This is a genomic window from Shouchella sp. JSM 1781072, assembly GCF_041949915.1.
Lineage (GTDB): Bacteria > Bacillota > Bacilli > Bacillales > Bacillaceae_D > Shouchella.
In genome coordinates this window covers 25,550-39,214 of record NZ_JBHFQE010000003.1, presented here as the reverse complement: position 1 = coordinate 39,214, position 13,665 = coordinate 25,550, and the positions used below count along the sequence as shown (strand labels likewise).

At 40.3% G+C, this 13,665-nt stretch carries 16 protein-coding genes; 13 read left to right on the top strand and 3 right to left on the bottom strand.

Annotation, left to right across the window (positions count from 1 at the left end):
* Positions 1–4: 4 nt before the first annotated feature.
* Genes ACE1TH_RS14115 through ACE1TH_RS14100 form a run of 4 tightly spaced genes read left to right on the top strand, consistent with a single transcriptional unit; the run spans position 5 to position 3,470 of the window.
* The gene (locus ACE1TH_RS14115; RefSeq protein WP_375079307.1) at positions 5–919 is read left to right on the top strand and encodes a C40 family peptidase; all 915 of its coding nucleotides are present in this window, start codon (positions 5–7) and stop codon (positions 917–919) included.
* Positions 916–1,923, top strand: a complete 1,008-nt coding sequence (locus ACE1TH_RS14110) for an ABC transporter ATP-binding protein (RefSeq protein WP_375079306.1) — start codon at positions 916–918, stop codon at positions 1,921–1,923. The genes ACE1TH_RS14115 and ACE1TH_RS14110 overlap by 4 nt, the downstream gene beginning before the upstream one ends.
* A gap of 20 nt (positions 1,924–1,943) precedes the next feature.
* Positions 1,944–3,101, top strand: a complete 1,158-nt coding sequence (locus tag ACE1TH_RS14105; protein ID WP_375079305.1) for a CapA family protein — start codon at positions 1,944–1,946, stop codon at positions 3,099–3,101.
* A 12-nt stretch (positions 3,102–3,113) separates the two neighbouring features.
* Positions 3,114–3,470, top strand: coding sequence for a DoxX family protein (locus tag ACE1TH_RS14100; RefSeq protein ID WP_099303575.1), 357 nt, complete (start codon positions 3,114–3,116; stop codon positions 3,468–3,470).
* Between the two features lie 81 nt (positions 3,471–3,551).
* Here ACE1TH_RS14100 and ACE1TH_RS14095 read toward each other — a convergent pair whose 3' ends face one another.
* Complete coding sequence (locus ACE1TH_RS14095; protein ID WP_099303573.1) at positions 3,552–3,893, bottom strand: winged helix-turn-helix transcriptional regulator; 342 nt, start codon at positions 3,891–3,893, stop codon at positions 3,552–3,554.
* Between the two features lie 130 nt (positions 3,894–4,023).
* Here ACE1TH_RS14095 and ACE1TH_RS14090 point away from each other — a divergent pair, with 130 nt between their 5' ends.
* Positions 4,024–4,860, top strand: coding sequence for a VOC family protein (locus ACE1TH_RS14090; protein ID WP_375079661.1), 837 nt, complete (start codon positions 4,024–4,026; stop codon positions 4,858–4,860).
* A 78-nt stretch (positions 4,861–4,938) separates the two neighbouring features.
* Complete coding sequence (locus ACE1TH_RS14085) at positions 4,939–5,520, top strand: nitroreductase family protein (RefSeq protein WP_375079304.1); 582 nt, start codon at positions 4,939–4,941, stop codon at positions 5,518–5,520.
* Between the two features lie 55 nt (positions 5,521–5,575).
* On the opposite strand, the gene ACE1TH_RS14080 is transcribed toward ACE1TH_RS14085, so the two are convergent.
* The gene (locus ACE1TH_RS14080; RefSeq protein WP_099303567.1) at positions 5,576–6,262 is read right to left on the bottom strand and encodes a universal stress protein; all 687 of its coding nucleotides are present in this window, start codon (positions 6,260–6,262) and stop codon (positions 5,576–5,578) included.
* Between the two features lie 621 nt (positions 6,263–6,883).
* Here ACE1TH_RS14080 and ACE1TH_RS14075 point away from each other — a divergent pair.
* From ACE1TH_RS14075 to ACE1TH_RS14045, 7 genes are read left to right on the top strand one after another with little or no spacing between them, the layout of a single operon-like run.
* Positions 6,884–9,313 carry a Na+/H+ antiporter subunit A gene (locus ACE1TH_RS14075; RefSeq protein ID WP_375079303.1) on the top strand — a complete coding sequence of 810 codons (2,430 nt, stop codon included), beginning with the start codon at positions 6,884–6,886 and terminating at the stop codon, positions 9,311–9,313.
* Positions 9,300–9,722, top strand: coding sequence for a Na(+)/H(+) antiporter subunit B (locus ACE1TH_RS14070; protein WP_099303563.1), 423 nt, complete (start codon positions 9,300–9,302; stop codon positions 9,720–9,722). Before ACE1TH_RS14075 ends, ACE1TH_RS14070 begins: the two co-directional genes overlap by 14 nt.
* Before the next feature lie 3 nt (positions 9,723–9,725).
* Complete coding sequence (locus ACE1TH_RS14065; protein WP_099303561.1) at positions 9,726–10,070, top strand: Na(+)/H(+) antiporter subunit C; 345 nt, start codon at positions 9,726–9,728, stop codon at positions 10,068–10,070.
* The gene (locus ACE1TH_RS14060) at positions 10,063–11,550 is read left to right on the top strand and encodes a Na+/H+ antiporter subunit D (RefSeq protein ID WP_099304233.1); all 1,488 of its coding nucleotides are present in this window, start codon (positions 10,063–10,065) and stop codon (positions 11,548–11,550) included. Before ACE1TH_RS14065 ends, ACE1TH_RS14060 begins: the two co-directional genes overlap by 8 nt.
* Positions 11,551–11,589: 39 nt before the next feature.
* Positions 11,590–12,072 (top strand): Na+/H+ antiporter subunit E, encoded by a 483-nt coding sequence (locus ACE1TH_RS14055; RefSeq protein WP_099303559.1) that lies wholly within the window; start codon positions 11,590–11,592, stop codon positions 12,070–12,072.
* The gene (locus ACE1TH_RS14050; protein ID WP_099303557.1) at positions 12,072–12,356 is read left to right on the top strand and encodes a Na(+)/H(+) antiporter subunit F1; all 285 of its coding nucleotides are present in this window, start codon (positions 12,072–12,074) and stop codon (positions 12,354–12,356) included. The genes ACE1TH_RS14055 and ACE1TH_RS14050 overlap by 1 nt, the downstream gene beginning before the upstream one ends.
* Positions 12,334–12,741, top strand: a complete 408-nt coding sequence (locus ACE1TH_RS14045) for a Na+/H+ antiporter subunit G (RefSeq protein ID WP_255223862.1) — start codon at positions 12,334–12,336, stop codon at positions 12,739–12,741. Before ACE1TH_RS14050 ends, ACE1TH_RS14045 begins: the two co-directional genes overlap by 23 nt.
* On the opposite strand, the gene ACE1TH_RS14040 is transcribed toward ACE1TH_RS14045, so the two are convergent.
* Complete coding sequence (locus tag ACE1TH_RS14040; protein WP_099303553.1) at positions 12,738–13,595, bottom strand: PRC-barrel domain containing protein; 858 nt, start codon at positions 13,593–13,595, stop codon at positions 12,738–12,740. The two genes, ACE1TH_RS14045 and ACE1TH_RS14040, sit on opposite strands and share 4 nt — an antisense overlap.
* Positions 13,596–13,665: the final 70 nt, after the last annotated feature.

Below are 13,665 nucleotides of genomic sequence, written 5' to 3'. Positions count from 1 at the left end.
GAATATGATAGAAAAGCGCGTAAGTGTGCCGGTATCAACAGTTTGGACGACAAACACATCCCCACGACCAATTGATCAACTGATTACAGAAGAGCCTTATCGAATAGATGTGTATTTAGCTACTATGTCATATGAAGACCGTCTGCAGCTGTGCACAGATAATCTCGCACAGACACAACTTTTATTTAACGATCGAGTCGAAGTGTTAAATGAAGAAAACGGCTGGTCCGAAATTATCATCCCTGATCAACCGACAGTGAAGCATGTAAATGGATACCCAGGTTGGGTGCCAAGCCGTCATCTTGCTGCTTCAAACCATGTCAACAGTGAGCAAAGCGTACTGATTACGAGTCAAACTGCTTGGCTTTATACGCTACAAAAACAGCGTTGGCTCCACCTTAGCTTTGGAACAACGTTTGAAGTAACAACCGCTGAAGATGACTGGATTCGTGTGCGCACGCCACTTGGAGAAGGGTATATGGAGAGGATGGAGGTTTCGTTTCAGCAATTTGAAAAGAATGGAACGGCCTTCTTAACAAATGCAAGGCGGTTTCTCGGTCTTCCTTATCTCTGGGCAGGCATGAGCGGTTTTGGGTTTGATTGTTCAGGTTTTGTTTATCGAATGTATAAAAGTAGCGGCATCATTCTTCCTAGAGATGCATCGAATCAATTTCAAACAGGGATTGTGATTAATGAAAAGGAGATGGAGCAAGGGGACCTGCTTTATTTTGCTTATGACGAAGGGGCAGGTGGCGTCCATCACGTAGCGATGTACGCTGGAAACGGAAAGATCATTCACGCACCTAAAACGGGGAAAAACGTTGAAGAGATTGCGCTAAGCGGGACGATTTATGATAAAGAATTGTGTGGCGTTAGAAGATTTAGTAGTTCCTCATTATGGGAGGTGAATGCGTCATGAAAAAAGATGAGATGATGATAGAATTACGAGATGTGAAGAAACATTTTCATATACGAAAAAATCAAACGCTTAAGGCAGTGGACGGCGTTTCATTTTCAATAAAAAAAGGTGAAATGTTTGGCTTAGTTGGTGAATCGGGATGTGGAAAGTCGACATTAGGACGGACGATATTAAGACTCTATGAACCGACAGACGGATCGATTACGTTCAAGGATCAAATTGTTCATCAAGCAAATGCCAAGCAGAAGAAAGAACTGGACCGAAGCATGCAAATGATTTTTCAAGATCCGTATGCCTCGTTAAACCCTCGGTCAATGGTGATGGATATTATTGCTGAGGGGCTGGATGTTCACCGGCACTTAAGAGGCAAGGAAAGAAAGGAACGGGTATGGGAGCTGTTAGAAACAGTAGGTTTAAATAAAGAACATGCCAATCGGTATCCACATGAATTTAGTGGAGGACAGCGTCAGCGTATTGGAATTGCACGGGCACTTGCTTTACAGCCAGAGTTTATTGTAGCAGACGAACCGATTTCGGCACTAGATGTATCCATTCAAGCACAAGTCGTAAATCTTTTGCAAAAGCTTCAGCGGGAGCAAGGACTAACGTTTTTGTTCATTGCTCATGACCTTTCGATGGTACGCCATATTAGTGATCGAATTGGTGTGATGTATCTAGGGAAATTAGTTGAATTAACAACAAGCGAACAACTTTATAAAAGACCGCTTCATCCTTATACGGAAGCGTTATTATCGGCGATCCCTATTCCAGACCCTGATCTTGAAGATGAACGCGAACCGATTCTACTAAAAGGAGAGATTCCTAGTCCTATATCACCACCTAGCGGATGTGTGTTTCGGACAAGATGTCCCAAAGTAATGGAAAAATGTGCTATGATGGTACCAGAAATAAAGGAGTATGAACCTGGTCATTATGCCGCATGTCACTTGTACGATGAGAGATCGAACTGGGACCACGATGAAGTAGCGATGACTAGAGATTAGCGTTGGAAGGGGAAACTTGAATGAAGCGAACCACTCCTACTTTTGGTTTTATCGCTGTCCTTTTTTTTATGACTGGTTGCGACTCAGGAGTAGAGGCGACTTCAACGGAAATGACGTCTTTAGGAAAAATGGAGTATGTTGAAGGAATGGAGCGAACCGCACAAGCGAACCGCTTTTACCAAACCACAACAATACGTGCAGTAGGCGATATATTAATCCATGATCGTGTTTATGACGATGCTAGAATAGAAGATGGCTTTGATTTTACGCCGATGTTAGAAGACGTCGCTCCTTATTTACAAGAGGCAGACGTAACCATTGCGAATCAAGAAACGATGATTGGTGGTGAAGAAATCGGATTATCTGGATACCCTGCTTTTAATTCTCCGTTTGAAGTCGGAGATGCGTTAAAAGAAGCAGGTGTTGATGTTGTTACATTAGCAAATAATCATACGCTAGACCGTGGGCCTCAGTCCATCATGAATGCGCTTCAATACTGGGATGAACTAGATATGGTATACATAGGATCATTTCGAGATGAAGAAGATGCAAGCGAATTACGGATTGTTGAAAGTGAAGGCATATCGATTGCTGTATTAAGTTATACATATGGGACAAATGGAATTCCTGTTCCGGATGGAAGGGACTATCTTGTTAATCTTGCTGATCCCTCTCTTATGGCAACCCAAATAGCAGATGCTAGCGAGAAGGCGGATGCCGTTCTTGTTGCTTTACATGCAGGAGATGAATATGTAGACTATCCTAATCAACAACAACGAGATTGGGTACAAATTGCTGCGGATAATGGAGCAACAGCCGTAATTGGTCATCATCCACATGTTCTTCAACCTGCAGAATGGATTGAAGGGAAACATAAACACGAGATGCTTGTTGTCTATTCACTTGGGAATTTTTTATCTGGTCAATATGACCACCCGAGACGTGTTGGTGGCATCTTTCACTTTGAGCTAGAGATGGTTGAAGGTGAAAAAGCTAGAGCTGTAAACCCTGCCCTTCTCCCTACTTATGTTCAATTTGAAGAAGGTGATCGCAATTATCGTGTGACGCCTATGAAAGACTTAACTGATCGTGAATTACCAGATGTTAATACACATCTTGAAGATGTCGAAGCGCATATGAGCCAATGGCTACCAGAGTTAGACGTCATGACAGAATAGGAGTAATTGGCTATGTTACGAGTTATTGGACTGTATGTATTTGCCCTATTGTTTTTTATGGCAGGTATTGGTCATTTTGTTATTGATTCATTTTTCATTGAAGCGATGCCTGAATGGGTTCCGTTTCGCCCATTTATTGTTTATGCTTCTGGGATTGTTGAGATGGCACTCGCCGTCTTACTTGTGTATAAGCCGACTCGTTCAAGAGCCGGTATATGGACAACGATCTTTTTAATCCTTGTTTTCCCAGTCAATCTTTATATGGCATTTGTTCCAGAACAATTTAGTTTGCCTACTTATGCTTTATGGTTAAGACTGCCATTACAGTTTTTGTTAATTTGGTGGGTTTTAAAAGTAACGAAACCGTAATTATGAAACGTATACGAACAGATTGAAAAGACGATTGATCCACTAGGATCAATCGTCTTCTTTTCTTGCATTGAGCCTCTTTTATTGCTCTTTCGTCTGCGGGAACATGAGGTCTAAATGTTTAATATGATTCGATCCCCAACTGTGCATTGCATCAAGAATCGGTTTTAGACTTTCACCGTAAGGCGTCATAGAGTATTCAACTTTTGGCGGGATTTGTGGATAAACTTCACGCTGAATAATGTCGTTTTGTTCAAGTTCACGTAGTTGCGATGTAAGCATTTTTTGTGTAATACCAGGAATTGCTCGTTTTAACTCATTAAACCGCATCACATCTTGGTGTAACAACTGAAACAAAATTTTATGCTTCCATTTGCCAACTAAAATTTCAAGAGCCGTATCTACTTGACAAGAATTCTCCATATCATCCACCTCGTATTTAGTATCTTTTTATATACTATAGTACAAATAAGTGCGTACTTCCAATAATTAAATTGACCGTATACAATTTTCTTAACGTTGTATTCTATAAAACAAGGAGGCATCTATAGTGATGTATGAACGAATGAGCTTAGGTGAAGTGGAGTTAACTGTAACAAATTTGGAAGAGTCTTTGGATTTTTACCGTGACATAATTGGGTTTAAAGAAATAAAGGTGGAAGGACAAAGGGCAGAACTTTTTACGAACGAAGGAGCCAGTCTTTTAATTTTAAATGAAAACCGTGATGCTAAAAAGAACCCAGGTCAACTTTATGTAGGTCTGTATCATTTTGCTTTATTGTACCCTGACCGTGCTTCGCTTGGGGCCCAGCTTCTCCATCTACAAAAAAAACAAATCGAAATCGGTGGTGCTGACCATTTAGTGAGTGAAGCAATTTATCTAAATGATCCAGATGGAAATGGGATTGAACTTTATTGCGATCGCCCCCGAAACAGTTGGACGTATTCAGAGGACGGGTCTATTCGGATGGATACGATTCAACTGAATGCACAGAGTCTCCTTGATCTAGCTGAGGACTGGAACGGTATACCGAATGGATTAACAATGGGCCATGTTCATATGCATGTAAAAGATTTAGCAGAAACGGAACAATTTTATAAAGACGTACTCCAATTTGATACAATGACGCATTTTGGGCAGCAGGCACTCTTCATGTCAGGGGCAGGCTATCATCACCATTTTGGATTTAACACGTGGGTAAGAAATAAAATCACCGCGCCAGAACCATTTGTTGGGATGAGTCGGTATACGATAAGAATGCTCGACGAGAAAGAGTTCTATGCTATACGAGAGACGCCAGCTGTTAAAGCTGTTTTAATTGAAGAGGATGAGACATCGTTTACAATACAAGATCCTTCTGAGATGTTCATAAAATTTACACAAGAATAAGAAGGCCGTTTTCTTGAGATCTCTATGTGCGCTCTGTAAACTAAGTAATTAGAAGTACAGATTGAAAGGGGAAGTGCTATGACAACTTTTTTTGAAGCGATTCAAAATCGACAGGCGTATGTAGATCTTTCTGCCGAAGCGGTTGTGCCAAAAGAACGTATTATTGAAGTGATTGAACATGCGATTAAATATGTACCCACACCGTTTAATTCTCAGTCAAGTAGAGTGTGGCTCATCACAGGTGAGCGGCACGAGCAATTTTGGACGCATGTGAAACAATTGGAGACCATTAGTGAGGAAGAACGTAAACAGGTGTATCAGTATGAAAAAGGATACGGTACTGTGCTCTTTTTTGAAGATTACGCAGCCATTTCAGAGGCACAAAGAAAGAACCCAAAATACCTTGAATATTTTCCGACTTGGTCAAATCAATCGTCGGGCATGCTCCAGTTTACGGTGTGGAATGCACTACAGGTTGAAGGATTTGGTGGAAATTTAACACATTACGAGGCATGGACCACTGAATCGGAAAAAGGTAAATGGTCCATTCCAGCTACATGGGAACTAAAAGCACAGCTTCCATTCGGAAAACCAAATGGAGAAGCTTTAAATAAAGTAGAAATCGATATGGAGAAGCAATTTAAATCGTTTGGATCATAAAATGAAAAGCGCAAAGGATGGGCTATACGATAAACCATCTTTTGCGCTTTTTTCATTATTTCTGCAGCTTTTCTTCTTTTAGAGTCGGATAAATTTTCGTCGGCTCCGTTACACGATCGTCTGTAATGTGCACTTGAATCATTTTGTTGTGCTTCATAAATTTAAAGATCCCGTTATTGAAATCTGTGCCGGTTTCTTTAAAGAAGATGCCTTCATACTTTGCCGTACTTGAGTGTGAAAACATGAGTGCATAGCCTTCCTCGTCTTCTACGAGATACGCGCGAACTCCTTTTTCAAAATGACCTTCCAGCCCTTTAATGGCGCGATCACAAGATACAACGTGGAAATCAACAAATGGAATTTCTCTTAATAAGACATTCATAAACGAGCCTTTTGTAATTTCTTCCCATCTACTCTTAGCTGTTTGACCAATAATAATTTGAGTAATATGGTGTTCTCGAGCAATTTCTGCGATGACTTTTACAGACGGTTTCTTTTCATTGTCACGAACAATAAATTCTTCCGCATCGCATTCTTCCGCAAGTTCCTTCCAACGATCAACGTAAGCTGATTTTTCAGCATCTAATTCATCGTAAGGTAGTGCATCTACCGTTAATATATAGAGTGGACAGTCTAGCATTGTAGCGATTTTTGCGCCTCGTCTAATAAGGCGTTCGCCGTTTGGACCATAATAGACGCAAACTAAAATGCTCTCATCCATACGTCCTTTAGCTTTTTTCATGAAAGAGTTCACCTCAGCTTAATAATATAATTCTAAGAACATAGAAATTGTGAATATGACGGATCGTAGTCACTCCCTCAGCTGCTCTTAGCGACTGAGGCATTGTTGAAACTAGGTTATTATATAACGTGATTCCATAAATTTCAATTGCTTTCCGAAAAAAGTTTGAACTATTTTTCATCTATATAAGATGCCGCGAATTCAATTTTGATTGGACGCTTTAAAATGTGACGATTTGGACACAACTATTAAAAGTGGAAGCATATTCGGTGCATCGCAACTAAAAATAGTATATACTTTTCTATAGAAAGTAATCATTTACTTAGGCATGTGATCGATTCCCTTCAATAAAAACCCTCCTAAATAACGATGATGGATGTACAATGCACTCGTCTACATAGATTTTAATCGATACGGTTTGGCGCGCAGTCAGGTTGCAAAGCTGCGCGATTTTGGTTTGTCATACCGTTTTCAATAAGTCATTGTCCCCATCTTACACCCACATAATACGAAGCACAAGCATTGGTTAGCATTGTTTTCTAAGGGTAAACTTGTAAGGATTTATTAAAGCGATATGTATGTTTTTATAGATGATTCGATGCTGTTGTAGAGGAGGTTTTTGTGTACATGTTAAATCTTGCTATTGTTTTACCATTTATTGTAGCGCTCATTGTGCCGTTATTATATAAAACACTAAAGCGCGTACATACAGGTTGGTTTGTTTTACTCGTGCCAATTGTACTTTTTATTTACCTTGTCCAATTTATTCCTAATGTTGCTAGGGGCGAAGTGCACTTAAGCGAAGTTCCTTGGATTCCGTCATTAGGGATTAACTTTACGGCCTATTTAGATGGTCTAAGTTTGATTTTGGCTTTACTTATTACTGGAGTAGGGAGTCTTGTAGTCCTGTATTCCATTTATTACTTATCGAAAGAACGTGAGTCGTTAGGTCATTTCTACGTGTACCTCCTTATGTTTATGGGGGCTATGCTAGGCGTTGTCTTTTCAGATAATTTAATGGTGCTCTATCTATTTTGGGAATTAACGAGTATTTCATCGTTTCTTTTGATTGCGTATTGGTATCATCGACGTCAATCACGTTATGGTGCACAAAAGTCAATGTTAATCACCGTAACAGGTGGAATTGGGATGTTAGCCGGTTTTATTATGCTCTCCACGATGATGGATACGTTTAGTATACGAGAAATTATCGCAAACGTTTCACAATATACCGATCACACGTTATTCATTCCAGCCATGTTATTAGTGTTATTAGGCGCATTTACGAAATCAGCCCAATTTCCGTTTCATATTTGGTTGCCAGACGCGATGGAAGCACCGACGCCTGTTAGTGCGTATCTTCACTCTGCGACTATGGTTAAAGCAGGGATCTACTTAGTTGCGCGGTTCACCCCGGTTTTCGGTGGTGATGCAGTGTGGTTCTGGGTTGTAAGTATTGTTGGGATTGTTACGTTATTCTGGGGTTCCTTTAATGCTGTAAGGCAAACGGATTTAAAAGCGCTTTTAGCATACTCCACGATTAGCCAATTAGGCTTAATTATGAGTTTGCTCGGAATTGGTTCAGCAGCGATGTACTTTGATGTTGCAAACGCTGAATCAGCTGTTTATTCAATGGCTATTTTTACCGCTTTGTTTCATTTAGTGAACCATTCCACTTTTAAAGGTGCACTCTTTATGGTCGTTGGAATTGTCGACCATGAAACAGGGACACGTGACATCCGAAAACTTGGTGGCTTAATGGCAATTATGCCAGTTACCTTTACGCTTGCAGTCGTTGGAAGTTTTGCGATGGCTGGTTTACCCCCGTTTAATGGTTTCCTAAGTAAAGAAATGTTTTTCACAGGCGTACTTGATGTGACACAGCTATCGTTTTTCTCTATTGATACATGGGGAATGTTGTTCCCGGTTATAGCTTGGATTGCCAGTGTCTTTACATTTGTATATAGCATGATTCTCGTCTTCAAAACGTTTCTTGGCAAACATCAGCCAGAAAAACTGGAAAAAACAGCCCACGAGGCTCCAATAGGTATGTTAATTTCCCCAGTTATTTTAGCAAGTTTAGTCGTGGTGTTCTTCTTTTTCCCGAACGTCATCGGGGACTATCTCATTCAACCAGGCTATGCAGCCGTCATGCCTGCATTTGTTGGTGTTGAAGGTACAGAAACCATGTTTAATATCTCTGCTTGGCACGGAGTGAATACAGAGTTACTCATGACGTTAGGTGTAATTGGTTTTGGTATAGTGCTGTATCAGCTATGGCCAAAATGGCAGGGCGTTTACGCATTGTTCCCGAGAAAGTTAACGCTAGACAATTTATACAATTATTCATTGATTACGGTTGAAAACCAATCAACAAAAATGACAAATCGCTACATGACAGGAAACATGTATCATTACATGGTATATATTTTCATTGCGATTATTGTCGTCGTGACAGGTGCTGTTGCCTACACTGGTGCCATTCAAATTGATATATCTGACAATGCACCGATTAGCATTTACGAAGGATTTTTAGCAGTTGTTATGGCGGTTACAGCTTTAGCGATTCCGTTTGCAAAATCAAGGTTAACTGGAATTCTGTTAAATGGTGTATTAGGGTACTTGCTTGCATTATTCTTTGTGTTTTTCCGTGCTCCAGACTTGGCGTTAACTCAGTTAGTTGTTGAAACCGTTTCGGCAGCACTATTCTTATTATGTTTCTATTTCTTACCAGAATGGGAGAAAGAAAAACGTAGACCACGAATTAAAGTGATGAATGCCATTATTGCGGTGTCAGTAGGAACATTAGTAACGGTATTAGCGCTTTCTGTGCAAAGCAATCGTTTCTTTGAATCAATCTCGTCCTTTTATGAAAATGCGTATGAGCTTGCTGGCGCGCAAAATATTGTCAATGCGATATTAGGTGATTTTAGAGCATTTGACACAATGCTAGAAGTGGTTGTCCTTCTTATTGCTGGTCTTGGCGTATATGTATTAATCAAGTTGAAGCCGAAAAAAGATGAGAGGGGGCAGGACGTTGAAGGCGAATGACGTAATTGTTCAGACCGTTTCTAAAATAGCCGTATTTATTATTTTAACGTACGGTGTCCATTTGTTTCTTGCTGGTCACTATGAGCCTGGTGGGGGCTTTGTCGGTGGATTAGTCCTCGCCTCAGCATTTGTTTTATTGTTGCTTGCATTTGATATTGATACGGTTCGAAAAGGGATGCCGATTGATTTTAAAGTACTAGCGGCAGTAGGGGCGTTTCTCTCAGTCGGAACGGGCTTAGCCGCACTTGCCTTTGGTGTTCCATTCTTAAGCCAAACGGAAGTATCTGCTACGTTACCAATCCTAGGAGAAATCCCCTTGGCTTCCGTTGTCTTATTTGAAGCCGGCGTGGCGTTAGCTGTTATTGGGACCGTAGTAACGATTATTATTAGTATAAGTGAGGATGTATAGCTTATGGAAACGATGATGTCGATCTTAGTTGGGATCTTAGTCACTGTCGCAACGTACTTAATCCTCTCTAAAAGCTTACTACGAGTCATTTTAGGAACAGCTATTATGTCTCACGCAGTCCATATGTTGATTCTCATAATGGGCGGCTTTTCTAGAGATTCGAGTGCACCTTTACTTGGAGAAGATGCTGCATCGTATACAGATGCATTGCCACAAGCATTGATTTTAACAGCGATTGTCATTAGCTTTGGCGTAACCTCTTTTTTCCTCGTATTGGCATATAGAACGTATAAAGAGTTAAAAACAGATGATCTCACAAAATTGAGGGGACATGATAATGATGAGTAATTTATTAGTAATTCCAATGGTCCTCCCATTGTTTGTAGGAATCATATTAATCTTTTTAAGACCTTTCGTAAAAACTCAAAGAGTGATCAGCCTTATTACAATGGTTGTCACTTTTGGTGTGAGTACGTATTTATTGATTGACGCGCAGGCGAACGGTATCCAAACGTTAGATTTTGGTGGCTGGGCTGCGCCTTATGGGATTACGTTTGTAGGGGATAGCTTCTCGTTGTTGCTTACTGCAACAGCTTACTTTATCGCAGCAGTCGTATTAATCTATGTGTTTTCAACAATCGGTGAAGACAAAGAAAAAATGTTTGTCTATCCGTTAATTCTCTTGCTTCTTGCAGGGGTTGCATGTTCATTCTTAACCGGTGATCTATTCAACTTATATGTTGGGTTTGAAGTGATGCTTCTTGCTTCATATGCGTTAATCGTTTTAGGAGGAGAAAAAGGACAACTACGAGAGTCCATTAAATATGTATTGGTAAACGTATTCTCGTCTTTCGTCTTCTTAATTGCGATTGCTTATATGTATGGCGCACTGGGTACCCTTAATTTTGCGCAATTGTCGTTACGTATCGCAGAAGCAGGTCAACCGGCATTGTTAACAACCATTGCAATAATCCTTTTATTGGTATTTAGCTTGAAAGCAGGTCTTCTTCTGTACTTCTGGTTACCAGGTTCTTATGGTGCACCTCCAATGGGCATTGCGGCTTTATTCGGAGCGCTTTTAACAAAGGTTGGGATTTACGCGTTATTTCGTGTGTTTACACTCTTGTTCTATCACGAACCGACGATTACGCACTCGTTAATTGGAATCATGGCAATTTTAACGATGATTGGCGGGTCGATTGGAGCGATTGCGTACAATGATCTTCGGAAAATTATTGCTTATAATGTCGTCATTGCGGTAGGTTTCATCTTGAGTGGCTTAGCGATTTTTAATCAAGCTGCTGTTGAAGGGGCTATTTACTACCTGATTCATGACATGATTGTGAAGGCATTGCTCTTCTTATTAATTGGTGTAACGATTTATTTAGCCAACACCGGTAGGCTTGATCGAGTAAGCGGCATGATTCGTCATTACCCATTACTTGGCTGGCTGTTCTTTATCACGATGATTGCCTTAGCAGGGATTCCTCCGTTAAGTGGCTTTATTGGAAAAGTGTACGTCGCCCAAGGAGCTGTAGAAGCTGGGGCTTACGTTTTACTGGCATTCACTCTTATTTCAAGTATCTTTGTTTTATACTCGTTGCTACGTATCTTTAAAAACGTGTTCTTTGGTGAAACGACCATTAGTAAAGATCGCGCGCTACCAATGAAAAAAGGTATGATCATTCCATGTGCGTTGTTTGCAGTTGCTTCTCTGGCACTTGGTTTGGGCGTAGAAGGAATTGCAGGAATTGTAGGCGATGCTGCTGAAACATTAATGAACCCGGATATCTACATTGATGCAGTGTTAGATCAAGGAGGGGCTTAGTATGAATCAAGCTTTCAATAGAAAAGGGGGGAATCAACAATGTTTGGTCAACTCCTATTAAATATATTAATTGCCTTCCTATGGGTCTTACTACAAGATGAAGATTCATTCGAATTCTCGACGCTATTTGCTGGTTTTCTAATTGGTATGGGGATTATTTATGTAATGAGACGGTTTTTCTTTAAAGAATTTTACTTAAAGCGAGCGTACTCGGCATTTAAATTGTTGCTCATTTTTATAAGAGAATTGCTAAGTTCAAGCATCCTTATTATCCGGCAAATTTTATCACCAAAACTTAATCTAACACCGGGTATCTTTACGTACGAAACGAAATTAAAAGGGGATTGGGAAGTAACCGCATTGGCCTTACTGTTAATGCTGACTCCTGGTTCTGTTGTACTAGAGATTTCCCCTTCGAATAATGTCTTTTATATACATGCTATGGATATACCAGACTCCAAAAACGCTGTTTTACGAGCAATGACAAAGTTTGAAAAGGCGATCATGGAGGTGACACGATAATGTTCCAAACGATGTTAATTATTGCGCTGTTTCTTTTTGCTACGGCAATTGGGATTGCTGCTTATCGGATTATAAAAGGACCAAGTATGCCTGATCGGGTTGTTGCATTAGATGCCATTGGGGTAAACCTTATTTCAGTTGCCGCTGTGGTATCAATCGTGTTAAATACAAGTGCTTTTCTAGAAGTGATATTAATTATTGGGATCTTAGCGTTTATAAGTACGATTGCTTTCTCTAAATTCATCGAGAGGGGTGTTATCATTGAGCGCAAGCGTAACAGGTGAAGCCCTAGGTGCGATTTTCATTTTAGCAGGTGCGATTATGGCTGTTATTAGTGCCATCGGGATTATCAGGCTGCCAGATGTATATACCCGTTCTCACGCTGGAACAAAAAGTGCGACTCTAGCCGTTTTATTAACGTTAACAGGGACCTTCTTTTATTTTTGGCTGACCGATCAATATGTAAGCATCCGATTAATTTTGGGGATTGTGTTTGTCTTCCTAACAGCACCAGTAGCAGGTCACTTAATTGCACGAGCTGCTTATCGTTCGAAAGTTCCTTTAACGGATACGAGTGTGGAAGATGAACTAAAAGACGTGCTGGAACAAAAAGATTATCATGACCCTTCGAAAAGTCCAGGGGAAGAAGAAAAAGAAGAAGGCCGTTAGCCTTCTTCTTTTTTTCGTTCCCAATAAGGAGTCAACTGATAATGAGCAAACAACGCTTTTTCAGTCTCGGCCGTGATGGTTTGTTCTGTTGTATATTCTTCCGCTTCTTCGATTTTTTCCTTATCCAAGTCAATGATTAAACTGTTGTCAAACCAAGTAACTTCTTTAACCGTTTGCATAGGAACAATAACAGGTTCTTTTTGCATAAATCCTCCAACGTCGACGATCATATAACGAACGCTCCAATTTTCGGTTTTTAGGTTTTTATCAAAGTGCAGGACAAAATCTAACACTTTACCTACTTCGCCGCCTTTTGCATGAACGTGATACCCTTTTAGTTCATCAAGGCTAAATAAATGAACGTGTTGTTGAAACTTCTCTTCTATCTTTTGTTCTTCTGCACCAGTTCGCATCGCTGCTTTTGTATCTTCAGTAGTCTCGGTAGGACTTGGCGTGTACACTGGCGGGATGAGTGGCGCACCTGCTGCAGTCGTTGTGCCGTAACCGGAGGCAGCTGGAACTGCTGGGACAGACCAATACGCAGGCCATCCATAGTGTTCACTTAACTCTTGTTCATAAAAACGATTAATCGGTGCAGCGTCATCTGGTTTAGGACTGTCTTTAATTTGTTCTTTTGTAGCGTTAACCGATATGTGTTCTTTATCAGGATCAATGTCTGTAAAAGCATCAACATTTAATAGAACCTTTCCTCCGAAGAACCACGTCCTTGTATCACCGACAAAATACCGAACGTTTAATGAATGAGAGTCTATATAGAAATCATCTAGCTGTCCAAGCTCACCATCTGTTGCATTCATATTAAACTTACTTAATGACTTCGCATGAATTAACATTGTCATTCCTCCATTGTCATGATAATAATGCTATAACCGTTTTAAAAAAACTAAAACCACGAAGATGAGT